17 protein-coding genes and 1 tRNA gene are annotated in these 16856 nt (G+C 48.2%); 9 read left to right on the top strand and 9 right to left on the bottom strand.

Annotated elements, in window-relative coordinates; all coding sequences use genetic code 11:
* Window positions 1–159: 159 nt before the first annotated feature.
* From map to AKN87_RS04095, 9 genes are all read left to right on the top strand, one after another.
* Complete coding sequence (gene map, locus AKN87_RS04060; protein WP_053099768.1) at window positions 160–942, top strand: type I methionyl aminopeptidase; 783 nt, start codon at window positions 160–162, stop codon at window positions 940–942.
* Window positions 943–991: 49 nt separating this feature from the next.
* A complete protein-coding gene (locus tag AKN87_RS04065; RefSeq protein WP_053102561.1) occupies window positions 992–3700 on the top strand; it encodes a [protein-PII] uridylyltransferase in 2709 nt (902 codons plus the stop codon).
* 45 nt (window positions 3701–3745) lie between these two features.
* Complete coding sequence (locus AKN87_RS12355; RefSeq protein ID WP_096334874.1) at window positions 3746–3913, top strand: hypothetical protein; 168 nt, start codon at window positions 3746–3748, stop codon at window positions 3911–3913.
* Window positions 3914–3922: 9 nt separating this feature from the next.
* Window positions 3923–4273, top strand: a complete 351-nt coding sequence (locus tag AKN87_RS04070) for an ArsC family reductase (RefSeq protein WP_053099770.1) — start codon at window positions 3923–3925, stop codon at window positions 4271–4273.
* 37 nt (window positions 4274–4310) lie between these two features.
* The gene (locus AKN87_RS04075; protein WP_053102562.1) at window positions 4311–5252 is read left to right on the top strand and encodes a hypothetical protein; all 942 of its coding nucleotides are present in this window, start codon (window positions 4311–4313) and stop codon (window positions 5250–5252) included.
* Window positions 5253–5316: 64 nt separating this feature from the next.
* The gene (locus AKN87_RS04080; RefSeq protein ID WP_053102563.1) at window positions 5317–6525 is read left to right on the top strand and encodes an aminotransferase class V-fold PLP-dependent enzyme; all 1209 of its coding nucleotides are present in this window, start codon (window positions 5317–5319) and stop codon (window positions 6523–6525) included.
* On the top strand, window positions 6522–6923 hold the full coding sequence (locus AKN87_RS04085) for a SufE family protein (RefSeq protein ID WP_053102564.1): 402 nt from the start codon (window positions 6522–6524) through the stop codon (window positions 6921–6923). Before AKN87_RS04080 ends, AKN87_RS04085 begins: the two co-directional genes overlap by 4 nt.
* A gap of 55 nt (window positions 6924–6978) precedes the next feature.
* The gene (locus tag AKN87_RS04090) at window positions 6979–7302 is read left to right on the top strand and encodes a hypothetical protein (protein WP_053102565.1); all 324 of its coding nucleotides are present in this window, start codon (window positions 6979–6981) and stop codon (window positions 7300–7302) included.
* A 51-nt stretch (window positions 7303–7353) separates the two neighbouring features.
* Window positions 7354–7430: transfer RNA gene (locus AKN87_RS04095), tRNA-Val, on the top strand.
* Window positions 7431–7547: 117 nt separating this feature from the next.
* On the opposite strand, the gene AKN87_RS04100 is transcribed toward AKN87_RS04095, so the two are convergent.
* The 9 genes from AKN87_RS04100 to prmC form a co-directional block, all read right to left on the bottom strand.
* On the bottom strand, window positions 7548–8291 hold the full coding sequence (locus AKN87_RS04100) for a hypothetical protein (protein ID WP_053102566.1): 744 nt from the start codon (window positions 8289–8291) through the stop codon (window positions 7548–7550).
* 174 nt (window positions 8292–8465) lie between these two features.
* Window positions 8466–9875 carry a threonine synthase gene (gene thrC / locus AKN87_RS04105; RefSeq protein ID WP_053102567.1) on the bottom strand — a complete coding sequence of 470 codons (1410 nt, stop codon included), beginning with the start codon at window positions 9873–9875 and terminating at the stop codon, window positions 8466–8468.
* 29 nt (window positions 9876–9904) lie between these two features.
* Complete coding sequence (locus tag AKN87_RS04110; protein ID WP_053099777.1) at window positions 9905–11209, bottom strand: homoserine dehydrogenase; 1305 nt, start codon at window positions 11207–11209, stop codon at window positions 9905–9907.
* 199 nt (window positions 11210–11408) lie between these two features.
* The gene (gene xerD / locus AKN87_RS04115; RefSeq protein WP_053102568.1) at window positions 11409–12302 is read right to left on the bottom strand and encodes a site-specific tyrosine recombinase XerD; all 894 of its coding nucleotides are present in this window, start codon (window positions 12300–12302) and stop codon (window positions 11409–11411) included.
* 48 nt (window positions 12303–12350) lie between these two features.
* A complete protein-coding gene (locus AKN87_RS04120) occupies window positions 12351–13721 on the bottom strand; it encodes an MFS transporter (RefSeq protein WP_053102569.1) in 1371 nt (456 codons plus the stop codon).
* A 117-nt stretch (window positions 13722–13838) separates the two neighbouring features.
* Window positions 13839–14366, bottom strand: a complete 528-nt coding sequence (locus AKN87_RS04125; RefSeq protein ID WP_053099780.1) for an acyloxyacyl hydrolase — start codon at window positions 14364–14366, stop codon at window positions 13839–13841.
* Window positions 14367–14404: 38 nt separating this feature from the next.
* Complete coding sequence (gene murI / locus AKN87_RS04130; protein WP_053102570.1) at window positions 14405–15199, bottom strand: glutamate racemase; 795 nt, start codon at window positions 15197–15199, stop codon at window positions 14405–14407.
* Window positions 15199–15969 (bottom strand): molybdopterin-synthase adenylyltransferase MoeB, encoded by a 771-nt coding sequence (locus tag AKN87_RS04135; protein ID WP_053099782.1) that lies wholly within the window; start codon window positions 15967–15969, stop codon window positions 15199–15201. Before AKN87_RS04135 ends, murI begins: the two co-directional genes overlap by 1 nt.
* Window positions 15970–16002: 33 nt before the next feature.
* On the bottom strand, window positions 16003–16851 hold the full coding sequence (gene prmC, locus AKN87_RS04140; RefSeq protein ID WP_053099783.1) for a peptide chain release factor N(5)-glutamine methyltransferase: 849 nt from the start codon (window positions 16849–16851) through the stop codon (window positions 16003–16005).
* Window positions 16852–16856 lie beyond the last annotated feature (5 nt).

Here is a 16856-nt window from a genome sequence, read left to right on the forward strand (position 1 = left end):
TAAAGCCAGCGGTTTCTACATTGATTACTGATTAAACGTAGATTGCACGATGCGCTCGGCGGGCTAATCGAGTTTCTGCTAAACTAAGTTTTTATTTACTTAGCTTAGCGCTAGCTTAGCGCTTGCACAGCGCTTACGTTAAAAGGTCAAAGAACTACCATGAGTGTTTCAATCAAAACGCCTGAAGAAATCGAAAAAATGCGCATCGCCGGTCGACTCGCGGCCGAAGTATTGGAGATGCTTGAACCACACGTCAAAGTAGGCGTGACCACCGAAGAACTCAACCGCATCAGTCATGAGTACATCACTCAGGTGCAACAGGCGATTCCCGCGCCGCTTAATTACAATGGTTTCCCTAAGTCAATCTGCACTTCTGTGAACCATGTGGTATGCCACGGCATTCCCAATGATAAGCCACTAAAAGATGGCGACATCATCAATATTGACGTGACTGTCATTAAAGATGGCTGGTATGGCGACACCAGCAAAATGTTTTTAGTCGGAAACACTCCGGAGTGGGCTGAGCGTCTCTGCCGCGTCACCCAAGAGTGCCTCTATAAAGGCATTGAAATTGTCCGCCCTGGCACACGTTTAGGTGATATTGGCGAAGTGATTCAAAAGTACGCTGAAAGTCAGGGTTACTCAGTGGTTCGCGAATACTGTGGACATGGTATTGGTAAAGTGTTCCACGAAGAACCGCAAGTACTGCACTATGGCCGCGCTGGTACCGGTCTTGAACTTAAAGAAGGCATGACCTTTACTATTGAGCCGATGATTAACTTAGGCCGCCCAGAAACCCGCCTCTTAGGTGATGGCTGGACCGCGATCACTAAAGACCGCAAGCTAACTGCACAATGGGAACACACCCTAACCGTAACTGCAGACGGCTATGAAATTTTCACCCTGCGCAATGAGGAAACCTTTCCTAAAATTGCCCCTTAAACAGTAGAAAACAACCTGATCTTTTCTTCTTTTGCTAGCGAGGAACTCTATGTCACCCATCACTGCCCAGCTGTTTGATGAGACAGCATTCGCAGCACTGGCTAGCGCTTCCGCTGCCGAGCGAATCAGCCTATTTCGCCAAGCAAAAGAAGAATCTGATCAGCGGCTAGATCAACTCTTTGCTGAAGGCCAGCCAATTACCCCACTGATCCATGCCCGCGCCTGGGTGATGGACCAATTGCTATTACAAGCTTGGCAATTATTTGCCTGGCCCGCTAGTGCCCAAATTGCCCTAGTTGCTGTGGGCGGCTATGGCCGTGGTGAACTGCACCCACACTCAGATATTGATATTATGTTGCTCACGGCGGACACCCCTTGTCCCCACACTCAAGAGCTAGCCAGCCAGTTTATTACGTTGCTTTGGGACTTAGGACTTAATATTGGTCACAGTGTACGCACCCTTAGCCAATGCAGTAGCGAAGCGGCAGATGATCTAACCGTAGTCACTACGCTGATGGAAAGCCGTACACTGGTCGGCGATCCCGCCTTACTGGCAGAAGTCAGCAAACAGATCGCTACCGAGCAGATGTGGCCCAGCGCAATTTTCTTTTTAGCCAAACTTGAAGAGCAGCGTAGTCGCCACCTTAAATATAACGACACCGAATACAACCTAGAGCCCAATGTTAAAACGTCTCCAGGCGGTCTACGGGATATCCAAACGGTGTTGTGGGTAGCACGTCGCCAGTTTAACTTTAACTCCCTTGAAGATTTGCAACGCTCTGGTTTTTTAACCGACACCGAATACAGCTTATTTCACTCGGCTCGCGAGTTCCTCTGGCAAGTGCGCTACGCTTTGCATGTGTTAGCTGGCCGCGAAGAAGACCGCCTCCTGTTGGATTATCAACGGAAAATCGCCGAGCAGTTTGGCTATAGCGATAATGAACACCTGCTGGCCATCGAGCAGTTTATGCAAAAGTACTACCGCACCGTCATGGGCATTAGCAAGCTGTGTGATTTACTCAGCCAGTACTTTGAAGAAACCATTTTACGCGATGATGAGAGCCATCCGCCGCTGTGTCTCAATAAACGCTTTCAGGTACGTGCGGGTTACCTTGAGGTTACTCATCCTAAGGTATTTCGCGAAACACCTTTTGCTCTCTTAGAGGCCTTTGTCTTACTGGCACAAAATCCAGAAATTAAAGGCGTGCAATCGGCCACTATCCGCCTGTTGCGTGATAGCCGCCACCTGATTGACGAGAACTTCCGTCAAGATATTCGCAACACCAGCTTATTTATCGAGCTATTTAAAAGCAAAGAAGGCATTCACATGAATCTGCGGCGGATGCACCGCTACGGAATTTTAGGCCGCTATTTACCAGAGTTTGGCGCGATCACCGGGCAAATGCAGCATGACCTGTACCATATCTATACTGTAGATGCCCACACCCTGAACCTGATTAAACACCTACGCAAATTGCGCCACCCTGATTTTGCCGAAAAGTTCTCACTGGCCAGCGCGATTTTAGCGCGCCTGCCTAAGCCGGAACTGATTTATCTGGCAGGGTTGTACCATGACATCGGTAAAGGCCGCGGCGGCAACCACTCAGAACTGGGCGCGGTGGATGCCGAAGCCTTTTGCATTCGCCATCGCCTACCGATCTGGGATACGCGCCTGATTACTTGGCTAGTTAAAAGCCATCTCATTATGTCGGCTACCGCCCAACGCAAAGATATTTCAGATCCACAAGAAATTCATAACTTTGCCCGCTTAGTAGGGGATCAAACTCGCTTAGATTATTTATACGTCCTAACCGTCGCGGATATTAATGCCACCAATCCGACACTCTGGAATTCATGGCGAGCCCAGTTATTGCGTCAGCTGTATAGCGAAACACGCCGTGCTTTACGCCGCGGCCTAGCTAATCCTCTGGATCGTGAAGAGCAAATTAGCACCCGCCAAAGTACTGCCCTTAGCTTACTCTGCAGCGAAGGTGTTGATGCCGATGCAGTTAAAAAACTGTGGAAGCAATTAGGCGAAGAGTATTTTTTACGCCACAGCGCAGGTGACGTCGCTTGGCATACCCAAGCTATTTTAGAGCATGCCAATCCTAAGCAACCCTTGGTGCTGATTCGTGAGTCGACTTACCGCGAAACGGAGGGCGGCACTCAGCTGTTTATCTATGCCCCCAATCGCATCGACTTTTTTGCCGTCACCGTTGCTGCCTTAGATCAGCTTAACCTGAGCACCCAAGATGCGCGGATTATTACTGCAAGCAGTGGCTTTACCATTGAAACCTATATTGTGCTGGACGCAGATGGCGAGCGCATTGGTGATAATCCTGAGCACATCGAAAGAATTCGCCAAGGGGTACTGGATGCGCTGCTAGATACTGATAACTACCCCAGCATTATTCAACGCCGTGTGCCAAGACAACTGAAGCACTTTGCCTTTACCCCTCAGGTGAGCATCCACAACGATGCCCAAGGCCCACACACGGTCATTGAAATTATTGCTCCCGACCGCCCTGGTTTATTGGTGCGCATTGCACGCTTATTGCTCGCCTTTGAGCTTTCACTGCATAGCGCTAAAATCCTAACCTTAGGCGAACGAATTGAAGACGTGTTCTTTATTACGGATCAACATGAACAGCCTTTATCCGACCCAGAGCTATGCGAGCAACTGTATCAGGCGCTGATGGAAATGCTAACCACCGCCGAAGATTTACAGCCACGCTCCCCAGCCTTACACGGCATTTAATACTGCTCAATGCCACACTCATTTTACTGACAGCTAAGGAATAACATGGACAACCCACTCAACGTAATGACTGTACTGATCTGCTGCGGCATGTTTTTACTGACGCTCGGCTATAGCTGGCGTGAGAAAGGCTGGGGAGTATTGTTAATGATGATCGGCATGGCCAATATGTTCGGCGCCATTGTTTATCGAATTTATCTAGCGATTAATTAGGAGACAAATATGAGCCAGTTGGTAATGTATGGCATTAAAAATTGTGACACCATCCGCAAAGCTCGTAAATGGTTAACTGAGCATGGGATTGAGTTTGAATTTCATGACTACAAAGCTTTAGGAGCTGATGCTGAACGACTAGCCCAATGGTGCAATGAACACGGCTGGGAAAAAATTCTTAATAAAGCAGGCACCACCTTTCGCAAGCTAGATGAGGCGCAAAAAAGCGACCTTAATCAAGACAAAGCAATTGCCCTTATGCTAGAAAACCCTTCTATGATTAAGCGCCCTATTTTGGCGCTGAAAGATAGAGCGCTGGTAGGCTTTAAGCCTGAATATTATGCCGAGGCATTCGCTTAGTTGCCCTCTTTTCCTCTGTATGCAAAAGGACTCTTCTATGTCGCAATCGTTGTTTAGCTTAGGCTTTGGCGTCGGCTCAAAAAACCTTCAAGGGGATTGGTTAGAAACCTTTTACCCCCAACCTCTGCTCAACCCTGACCCGGCTATTGTACAAGCAGTAAAACAGGTTCTGGGCTATAACGGCGGCAACACCATTATCCCATTTAACTGGGATAAAGCCTCGGAGCTGGCGCACTTACTCAAGCATATTGCGCCCCAACAAAGCGCTCTTTTGGTCAGACTGGCCGAAAGTCATCGCCCAACGGTTGCCACCTTACTGGAACACGACGATGCCCCACAAACAGTCCCTGGCGCTTACTTAAAGCTACACTTAATTTCTCACCGCCTACTCAAATCACAACAAACAAATCTGGAAGGCTTATTTGATCTTCTGCCTAATGTCGCCTGGACTAATCTAGGTGCGGTAGATTTAAACGAAGTGGCGGCTTTACAACTTGAGGAACGGATTAAAGGCCGTTTACTGGATGTGTTCTCGGTAGACCAGCTACCCAAAATGACCGACTACGTAGTGCCCCTTGATGTGCATATTGCCGACAGTGCGCGAGTGCGCCTTGGCGCTTATCTTGGAAGCCATACTCGCGTGTTACATGATGGTTGCATTGAAGCCAATATGGGCGTTGATGAGCAAAGCTGGGTAGAGGGCAGCGTCCTTAATCAACAACTCCTGGCGATGACGGGTGAACACTGCTCAATTGGTGCTCACGCCCACGTGTCGATTATTTTAGGTGATCGTAATCATGTAGAGTCAGGTCTACACATTGAAGCCAGCACCTTAATTAATTTGCTAGATGCTGAGCAAAACTTAATCCGCACCGTGAAAGCCGAAAGCCTTGCCAATACCCACGATCTAAGTTTTCGCCGTAACGCCCAAACCGGTGCAATTGAGTGCCTAGCCTTAGCCACCCCAAAACCGTTGTAACCCTTATTAGTTGACCTTTAATTCCTAGCTCAGCCAATGCTGAGCTAGCAGTGTAAACACTTCTATGCATTTAACTTCTCCTTGGCGCCAGCACTTTCCTTGTTTTGAGTTATTCGATCAGCAAGGAGTTACCTACTTAGACAGCGCCGCCACTGCGCAAAAACCACATATACTGCTGCAAGCTTTACAGCAGCACTACGCGAGTGGCGTGGCTAACGTACACCGTGCACAGCACGCACTGGCTAACCGGATCACTGCAGAACTAGAACAAGCGCGCGCTACCGTACTGCAGTGGCTAGGTGCCACTGATAATGATCAGTTAATTTTTACTAAAGGAGCCACTGATGCATTAAATCTGGTCTGTCACGGCTTAAGCCACCTGTTTCAACCTGGTGATGAAATTGCAGTCAGCCTCTATGAACACCATGCCAACTTGATTCCTTGGCAACAGCTGTGTCAGCGCTTACAATTAAAATTAGTGGTGCTGCCCTTTAATTCCAGTGGTGCCTTAGACCCAATCGCAGCCAAGCAGCTAATTACCCCTAACACCAAGTTGCTAGCACTTAGCCCATTGTCCAATGTGTTTGGTATCACTCAAGATCTCACCCCCACGCTACAACATGCTAAGCAGTGTGGTGCTTTACGCGTACTCGACTGCACCCAATATGCAGTACACCAACGCATTGATCAGCAATTGTTGCAGCACTGTGACTTTTTAGCGCTGTCTTCACACAAGCTGTTTGGTCCTGATGGCGTGGGCATCCTCTGGGCTAGTCAAGCCCAGCACAGCCTACTGCACCCCTATCAGTTTGGTGGCGAGATGGTGGCCCACTGCAGTATTGAGCAGTCTAGCTTTTTACCAGCGCCGCTAGGCTTTGAACCAGGCACCCCTAATATTGCCGGCATTTTAGCCTTTGCCAAGGTCCTGCAATGGTTAGCCGATCTTGATCAAACTGCAATCCAGCACTATGAACAGGCCCTGCATCAACAGCTAATCGAAGGTTTAGAGCAGCGAGCTGTCAAATTTGCTGGCAGCCCTAATTGCGCGCTGGCCAGCTTCTCCCACCCGCAGGTACATAGCGCTGATCTAGCCGCTTTACTGGCAGAGCAAGGCATTGCCATTCGAGCCGGTAGTCACTGTGCCCAGCCCTTACTTAAAGCCCTCGGCGCTGAACAAGGCTTGCTGCGGGTATCGCTTGGTTTTTATAATGATAGCCAAGATCTAACCCGTTTTTTTAGCGCCTATGATGCTGCACTGGAGCTGTTGCTATGACTCCCCTAGCCGAACAAACCTTAGCCTCTTTTATCGCATGTAACAGCTGGGAGCAGCGCTCGCGCCTAGTACTACAAGCTGCCAGTTTATTGCCGGCCTACCCAGAAGCCTTACGCACATCAGCACATTTAGTCGAAGGCTGCACCGCTAAAGTGTGGCTCAGTATCCAATCCACAACACCTGAACTCAACTACCTGATAGACAGCGAAGCCCGCTTACTCAAAGGTTTATTAGCACTAATGCACATAAGAATTAACGGCTTATCACCCAGTGCATTACAGCGGGTTGATTTGCTGCAGTGGTACCAGCAACTAGGTCTTAACCAACAGCTTACGCCCTCACGAGCAAATGGCTTGCATACCGTATTTCAACAGCTTTTAGCCCACAGCCTAAGCTAAGTACTTTTATCAAAAAGCATTTTCAGCTAAGGTATGCGCCCGCTTCGGAGTCGCTATGTCACGCTTGTCTTGGTCTACCCACGCTTATTTCCTTATTGTTCCCGACGAGCAACTGGACTTGTTTGCCTGTAAAGAGCCACGCCTGCACTTAGCCACCCGCCAACTGGATCTAACTTTTCCAGCTGATCAAACCCTATGCCAGAGTTTATTTCCAGCTTACCCCGAGCTGATTCCGTTAACTAAGGAACTGCTTAAACAATATCGCAAAACCTTGTGCCCCCACTGCTTACAACAATTGCAACTAGATAAAAAATATAAACAAGCACGGGTTCAATTGACCTTTAGTACTGCCTCGACTCTGATTAGCAAGCAAGCCTAAACCGCAGCACTTGACGCACAGAAAATTCTCTATATAATACGCGACCATTGTAGGCACATAGCTCAGCTGGTTAGAGCACCACCTTGACATGGTGGGGGTCGTTGGTTCGAATCCAATTGTGCCTACCAAATTATTAAAAAGCGCATCTGTAGATGCGCTTTTTTTATACCTCAATTTTTTATAATCAATAAAAAAGCCTCAGTACCCGAAAGAACTGAGGCTTACTCTTAATCAACTAAACCGTCTTAAAACGCTAAGCCTACTTTCACACCGTACTCATCATTCTTAAGTTCTGAGCCTGTGATGTCACGCTTAGTTTTCAACTTATAATTGTGCTGGGTATAGTACAAACCTGCAGTAATAGGTAGATCGTTATAGCCTTTATCCCACATGAAAGTTAATTCGGCATAAGGATTATGCTTATTTTTCATGTCTACTTTTTCGTTACCTAGCCCTTGTACGTGCACCTTGGTGGTAGCATCAATATTGTAACGTGACCCCACTTCTAAACGGGTCAGCACCGTATCGCCTTGGTGGTTAAACCCAACACCTGCTTTCGCAAATGGCATCTTATTGGTAAGACGAACATTGGTGCCTTTTTTGTCATCGTAACGGCTGTGCTCGTAACCTACACCTAATAAACCGTCCACATAGTTACGCTCGTCAATACTTAAACGGTAACCACCATCTAAATCCAGCTGTGCTTCACGGTTTTTTACATCACCTTTTTTACCGTACTGCGCATGAGCGCCCGCTTGGTAAATAAAGCCCTCTTCACCGGTTAGCTTGTTACCAAAGTTATAATAAATACCGCCTTTAGGCATACGCTCTTTTGAATTATCCAAATCTTCAATTTTTGAGGTTAACTTGTAACGGTTATGGCTACCCATTAAACCAATATTAGAAATAGGATCAGCTGCCTGAGCCATGAAAGGGGCCAGTAAAATCGTGGCAGCAGAAGCACCCATTAATACTTTTTTCATCGTCATAAATCTGTCTCCTAGCTCGTTTAATTTAGTATGAAGCTACCTATACCGACTAAAGTCCTGCATAAAAAGTTCAGAAAAATTCTTGATGAGCTGAGAATCAGTGCGCTAAAAAACAACAAAGCCCGACTAATAATCTTAGTCAGGCTTGGTATAGCGTTTAAGCAAAGCTATGATTTATAAAGGATTTCCACGGTTGCCATGCTGTGTGACAAAATCCTGTACTGCTGCTAAGTTATTAGCTAACACCGCGCAACGTTCTTCACGCTCAAACAAATCAGCCATATGAGGCGGCAACTTTGATTTGACACTCGGCACTGCTTTTTCAACTGCCTCCGGGAATTTAACTGGATGCGCTGTACCTAAAATCACCATCGGAGTTAATACACTACGGCGGCACTCACGGGCAGCTTTTACTCCAATAGCAGTGTGTGGATCCAACACCTCACCGGTTTGCTGATAAACCTCAGCAATGGTGTCACAGGTTTGCTGATCATCCACCGCTAGCGAATCAAACAGTTTACGGGTTTCAGTCCAACGGTCATCTTCTACCGACATTTTTCCTGTTGCGCGGAAAGTATCCATCAGCTCGGCCACCAAAGCACCGTTGCGACCATGCATATCAAACAGTAAGCGCTCAAAGTTAGAAGACACCATGATATCCATCGACGGTGATAAAGTCGGATGTAAAGTATCTTTATCGTAACGATTACCGCTCATAAAGCGATGCAAAATATCATTGCGGTTAGTCGCAACAATCAGCTGATTAATTGGTAGCCCCATATTGCGCGCTAAGTATCCGGCAAAAATATCACCAAAGTTACCAGTTGGCACTGAAAATGCCACAGATCGCTGAGGAGCGCCCAATTGGATTGCAGCATGGAAGTAATAGACAATTTGCGCCATGATTCGCGCCCAGTTAATCGAGTTCACCGCCACTAAGCGCGTACCCTTCAAAAAACCCTGATCCGCAAAGCTGGCTTTTACCATCTCTTGGCAATCATCAAAATTACCTTCAATGGCAATATTATGAATGTTATCGCTAATGGCGCTGGTCATTTGCCGGCGCTGAACTTCTGAAACACGCTGATGTGGGTGCAAAATGAAAATATCAACATTTTCACAACGGCGGCAACCTTCAATGGCAGCCGAACCGGTATCACCGGAAGTAGCCCCCATAATGACCACCCGCTCACCACGCTTAGTCAGCACATGATCAAGCAGACGACCGAGCAATTGCAGAGCAAAGTCTTTAAACGCAAGGGTCGGCCCATGGAATAATTCCATCACCCACTCATTACCTGCTAACTGACGCAAAGGAGCTACCGCTGCATGCTCAAACACACCATAGGTGTCTTTTAAGATGGCTTTAAAATCAGCATCTTCAATGCAGCCCGCAACAAAGGGCCGCATCACATTGAAAGCGAGCTCGTGGTAAGGCAAACCAGCCCAAGATGCCATCTCTTCCACGGTAAAACGCGGCAAATTTTCTGGCACATACAAACCGCCATCACTGGCCAAACCCGCCAGCAATACTTCCTCAAAATTCAGCGCGGGGGCTGCACCGCGAGTACTGATATAACGCATGGGATACCTATGCTCCAAATAATTGATGATTAGGCCAGTTGCTCTACGCGAATACGGACCACCGCGCCAGAAATGCTGTCGAGCTTTTCAAGCTCAGTTACAGCTTCGTTAATCAACTGCTCCTGGACTCGATGGGTAACCAAAATCATTGGCACTAAGCCTTCTTGCTCTTCGGCTTCAAGCTGCATGATTGACTCTATATTTATACCACGCTCAGACATGATACTCGCTACCTGAGCCAGTACGCCTGGATGATCTTGAGCTTGAATACGCAAGTAGTAAGCGCTTTCACACTGTTCTATCGGTAAAATTGGATGGCTAGAAAGCGCATCGTCTTGGAAGGCCAAATACGGTACACGTGCTTCAGGAGCAATTGATAATGAACGCGCCACATCAACAATATCTGCCACTACCGCTGACGCAGTGGGCTCCATGCCGGCGCCAGCACCGTAGTACAAGGTGCTACCGACCGCATCGCCATTCACCATGACTGCATTCATCACGCCATTGACGTTAGCAATCAAACGATCGGCTGGAATCATCGTCGGATGCACCCGCAACTCAATACCGTCGGCCGTACGGCGTGCAACGCCTAAATGCTTAATCCGATAACCTAAGGCCTCAGCATAATTCACATCAGCAGTCGTCAACTGAGTGATACCTTCGGTATAGGCTTTATCAAACTGTAACGGAATCCCAAAGGCAATCGAGGCCAAAATAGTGAGCTTATGCGCCGCATCAATACCTTCCACATCAAACGTAGGATCTGCTTCGGCATAGCCTAAAGCCTGAGCCTCGGCTAACACATCAGCAAAATCACGGCCTTTTTCACGCATCTCACTTAAAATAAAGTTACCAGTACCGTTAATAATACCTGCTAACCAATTAATCCGGTTACCGGCTAAGCCTTCACGAATCGCTTTAATCACTGGAATACCGCCCGCTACGGCAGCTTCAAAACTAACACTCACGCCTTTTTCGCGAGCTTTAGCGAAGATTTCATTACCGTGCACAGCAATCAAGGCTTTGTTAGCAGTCACTACATGCTTACCGTTTTCAATTGCCTGCAGCACCAAATCTTTAGCGATAGTATCGCCACCGATCAATTCCACCACGACATCGACTTCAGGGTTAGTGACTACAGCAAAAACATCATCGGTAATCAGCGTGTTACTGGTATCGCAGTGCGGGTTACGCGCACGGGTGGCTACCTGAATCACTTCAATAGCACAGCCCGCACGGCGCGTAATTTCTTCTGCATTTCGCTTTAAAACGTTAAAAGTTCCGCCACCAACAGTGCCGAGTCCACAGATCCCTACTTTGACCGATTTCACGCAGTTTGATCCCCATGACAGTAACAGCGCAGGATACGCCATTGATTAATAATTTTTAGCCTAAGGCCAAGCGCATTAGCGGCGCCTTGTAACCTGATAAACGCTTGGGCGCCCAACACTGGGCACCCAGGCAAAATAACGTTAAAGCCTACCACATTTCCGCCGCTAACGAACAATATCACAGCAGTTATTAGCGGTTTTATCCCCGCGGGTGATGTTGCGCATGCAATTGCTGTAAGCGCACATTAGCCACATGGGTATAAATTTGCGTGGTAGACAGATCGGTATGCCCTAGCAGCATTTGCACCACCCGCAAATCAGCACCATGATTAAGCAAGTGGGTAGCAAATGCATGCCTCAAGGTGTGCGGTGATAATGGCTTGGTGATTCCCGCAGCAGCCGCATGGCGCTTAATTCGATGCCAAAACGTCTGCCGCGTCATTTGACTGCCACGCAAACTAGGAAATACCACATCCGATAGTTTTAGCCCCAATAAAATAGGTCGGGCTTGCTGCAAATAACGCTCTAACCACTGAATTGCTTCCTCACCTAAGGGCACCAAGCGCTCTTTGCCCCCCTTACCGATTACTCGAATCACACCTTGACGAAGATTGAGCTCATCTAGACGCAAAGCCACTAACTCACTGACACGCAAACCACTAGCGTACAGCACCTCAAGCATGCAACGATCACGCATGCCCAAGGTATCTTCACAGTCCGGAGCAGACAATAATTGTTCTACATCTTGCTCAGTTAAGGTATCTGGCAAGGCGCGCCCTAGCTTTGGCATGTCAATCAATAGTGTGGGGTCTTCGTCAATCAAGCGCTGCTCAAGTAAAAAAGCATAGAATCCACGGACACTGGATAAAAAACGAGCAGTAGCGCGAGCGCTATAACCTTGCTGCAAACGCCAGGCTAAATAAGCCAATAGTTGATCACGACTGACTCGCTGCAGCTCAGGCTGCCGTGACTGTGCCAGCCAACTGGCAAACTGCAACAGATCGGTGCGATAAGCCATCCGAGTATTTTTTGCCAACCCTCGCTGTAACCAAAGCGCATCTAAATAACGCTCAATTAGCTCTGCTGCAGCCATATTTTTCTAATCCTAGGTTTTGATTCATAACTTATATTTATCACCTGCTTAACTAGGAATTCGCTGGCGAATTCTCAACGCACTTAATACTGCCCCTAACACTGCCAAGCCACAGGCTACACTAATTGCAAGTTGCCCGGCATTTGCCGGATACCAAGTAAACAATAAGGCCACCAAAGAAGCGCCCAAGGTTTGCCCAGTGAGGCGCGCCGTACCAAGCATACCGCTGGCACCGCCACTGCGATTAGCCGGAGCCGAACTAATTAAGGTGTAATTATTAGGCGATTGAAAGAGCGCAAAGCCTGCCCCACAGAGTGCCACCCGCCAAGCAAAGTCGGCATTGCTCACTTGCTCACCTAACACCGCCAACAGGCCTAAGCCTAATGCAAACAGAGCCAAACCTAAGGCCCCCAAAATTCCAGCATGCACCTTACCCACTAAACGCCCAGCGATCGGCGCCACAATCATCACTGCAATTGGCCAAGGCGTTAATAAAAGCCCCGTCTCAACCACACCGCGCTGCAATACACCCTGCAAATAGAAAGGCAAGGAAATCATGACTAACATCTGTGCAGTAAAGGAACTCATGGAAGTGATAATTGATAAGCGAAAAATAGGTATACGCAATAAATCCAAAGGTAATAACGGCACGCTTGAGCCTTGCTGCTGACGCACAAAAAGAGTGCCTATCAACCCACAACCCACAACTGCACCGACAATTAAGCCACTGCTTAGTTGATGCGCTAATCCACTGACGGCTAAGAAGAACAAGCCAAAAGTTAACGCATTAAATACCGCGCCTAAGTAATCGTAAGCATGCTCTGGCTTCTGTGGAGTCCGTCGTGGTAAAAACTTAAAGGATAAAATAGCAGCAGCTAATCCCACTGGCACATTAATCCAAAATAACCAGTGCCAACTAGCAACGGACAATACCGCAGCGGCGATACTCGGCCCTGCGGCAGCTGATAAAGCGACGACCAATGAGTTAATCGCCATCCCACGCCCAAGCTTTGCCTTTGGATAAATTTGCCGCACCAAAGCTGTGTTGACACTCATCACTGCTGCAGCTGAAACGCCCTGCAGGGTGCGAGCTGCAACCAAGGAGCCTAAACTGGGAGCAAAACCACAAAGTAATGAGGTAAAAATAAAACCGACAATACCGGTTAAGTAAATGCGATGGTAACCCAATCGATCACCCAGCGATGACAAAGGCAGCAGACTAATTAAAACCGCCAGCTGGAAGGCATTTACTGCCCAAATCGAGTGTGCCTCGGTGGTTTGTAACTCTCGGGTAACAGTAGGTAGCGCTACGTTGACAATGGTGCCATCCAGCACCGACAGCATAATCCCCAAGCCTATCGCGACTATTGCGCCATAGCGTTGCGGGGTAGCTAATCCATCCGGATACGGTTGACGCATACTCTACTCCTTCAACAATGACTGAATCAGAGATGGACAACAGTTTCGCCGATTGTTCACCCATCACCCAGCTTACTTCAGCTGATTACGCGCCAAGTTTTGAACCAGCAGCCACGCTTAAAAATACATTCGATAATGCACCGTGTAGTTTTCCACCCCATCATTGGGACGCTTAATTCCCGCATTCGAGTAATGGATCACCCGCACCCCAACTTCTTGCTGGGCAAAACGTAGCCCCATACCGATACGGTCCTCAAACTGCAAAGCCGTGCTGAGTTTTTGCTTTTCTAAACGAGTCTTACTAAAAGCAGCTAAACCGATACCCGCTTCGACATAAGGCTTAACCGCACGTGCGTTAAACTCGTAGCGAAAAACCGGACTCAGCGACAAACTGTGATTGTCTACCGTCTTATCGCCTTGCCAATAGGTGTAAGCGCCATCCCAATACCCTGATAACTGCCCAGTATCGGTGACCCACCAGCTGCGCTTAAAGTCGGACTGGGCAGCTAATCTTAACGTCCAAGTAGACTCTCCAGTAAAGCCCACTGCAGCAGTAACATCCAGCGCATTGGCTGGTAGGCAATATAAGCTTAGCAATGCCCCAAGCAATGAAGCTAAAGATTTTTTTAGTGGTATGTGCTGCATAGATCTTACTCCTCCATCATAAAATATCTGCTGCGCCATCACTCCAGTGACAACGGCTGCACGGCAGTACGTATGTTTAGCAATAGATGCAATACCTGTTCAAATTGTGCGGGCCAGCCGGTGGTATAAAACGCTGGTAAGTGAGTGCTTGACTGATCAGCTAACAGTCCACGTTGAAACAAAACTGTACGCAGCTGCCGAGCAATCGCTGGCCCCGTATCAAATACCTTAATCGAATCATCTAGTAACTCTTCCAGCAAAGGCTTGATAAAGGGGTAATGAGTACAACCCAAGACTAAAGCATCGCACCCCGCCTGCTGAATAGGTTGCAGGTAGCGTTCTAATAGAGCGCGGGTCTCGCTGGTGGTGAGTAGCCCACGCTCAATTTGATCTGCCAAGCCTATACAAGGCTGACTAACTACTTCAAGTGCGGCGGCATAACGCTCTAATAACGAAGCAAAACGCTGGCTAGACAAAGTGCCTTGCGTCGCCAAAACGCCAATTTTTCCTTGCTTGCTGTAGCTAGCAGCTGGCTTAACCGCAGGCTCCAAGCCAATAATAGGTAGCTCTGGCCAACACTCCCGTAAATACCCAGCTGCGGCAGCCGTCGCGGTATTACAGGCAACAATAACTGCTTTAGCTTGCTGCGCTAACAGGTATTCGGTTAGTTTTACACTGCGTTCAATCACTAACGCATTGGGCTTATCGCCATAAGGCAAGTAGTGACTATCGGCAATATAAATTAAACGCTCATTGGGTAATAACGCTTGCACCTCGGTTAATACCGATAAGCCACCTACCCCAGAATCAAAAATCCCAATTGGCGCTTGCATTACTTGACGCCTAACGACCCATGAGTGGTAGCACAGACCGGACACTCAGGATCACGTTTAACTTTTAGCTCGCGAAATTCGGTAGTCAGGCCGTCAACCAATAACAGGCGCCCGACCATTGAGCGACCAAATCCAACCAGTTGCTTAATCGTTTCTAAAGCTTGCAAGCTACCAATCGTGCCTACCAATGGCCCTAACACACCCGCTTCACTACAGGTCAGCTGTTGCTCATCACCGGCCCCATACAAACAAAAATAACAAGGGCTATTGTCAACTCTGGGGTCAAATGCCGTAAGCTGACCATGCAAACGAATCGCCGCCCCACTAATCCAAGGTGTTTGCTGGGCAATACATACTTGATTGAGCTGCTCACGAATTAAAAAATTATCCGTACAATCTAAAACGATCGTCGCCTGCTGCACCCACGCCGCCAAGCTGTCTGTATCCAGTTGTTGATCAATGCTGTGCAGCACAATTTCTGGATTAAGTGCCCGTAAACGCGCTTGGGCCGACTCAGTTTTTAGCTGCTCAACCGTTTCTGTGGAGTGCAAAATTTGCCGCTGTAAATTAGTGTGATCGACCCGATCAAAATCAGCTAATAATAAACGTCCCACTCCCGCTGCTGCTAAATACAAAGCCACAGGTGAGCCTAGACCACCTAACCCAACAATCAACACCGTGCTATTTTTTAGCGCCAGCTGCCCTTCAATATCAACCTGCTGCAGCAGCACTTGACGACTGTAACGCAGTAACTCAGCATCGCTTAACATGGAACTCACACCTCTAAATGCCCTCTGCAATGCTTAGTTTATGCACCACTGCCCGAAGGTAATACGATCATTACGTCCTAGATCTTGCTTAGTCTCAACCGCTAAAAAACCTTGTGCCAACATCAAGGCTTGCACCGCTTCGGCTTGATCATAACCATGTTCCAACAGTAGCCAACCGTGTCTAGCTAAATACTTAGGCGCCTGCTGAATAATATGGCGGATATCGTCTAGCCCATCAGCGCCTGAAGTCAGCGCAGAAATCGGCTCAAAGCGCACATCGCCTTGGGCTAAATGGGGATCCTGCTCCGCAATATAGGGCGGATTACTGACAATCAACTGGTAACGACTTCCAGCCAGTGAGTCAAACCAGTGACTGGTTAAAAAGCGCGTATTAGTTAAGCCCACTTGTTGCTGATTTTGCTGCGCTAAAGCCACCGCTTCAGGCACGCGATCCACTCCTGTCACTTGCCAGTTTGGGCGCTCACTCGCTAAAGCCAAGGCAATGGCGCCCGTACCTGTACCTAAATCCAACACCTGTAGCCCTTCTGCCTGCGCCTTTAAGGGCAGTTGCAGCGCTTGCTCGACCAAGGTTTCAGTATCTGCACGAGGAATCAAAGTACTGGGCTCAACGCTTAAGTCGAGGCTCCAAAAACCTTGTTTACCCACAATATAGGCAATCGGCTCCCCGGCCACTCGCCGCGCCAACAACTGCTCAAAGTGTGCCAACTGCTCGGCAGTCAGCACTTGCTCTGACCACGCAAACAAATAGCTACGTGGCTTGCCCAGCACCTGACACAGCAATAACTCAGCATCTAACTGCGCAGTGTCTGACTCAATCACTGCGCTGCTTTGCGTAAGCAGCGTCTGAATGGTGGTTAGCATTACAA

Source organism: Thiopseudomonas alkaliphila (assembly GCF_001267175.1).
In the GTDB taxonomy this organism is placed as follows: domain Bacteria; phylum Pseudomonadota; class Gammaproteobacteria; order Pseudomonadales; family Pseudomonadaceae; genus Oblitimonas; species Oblitimonas alkaliphila.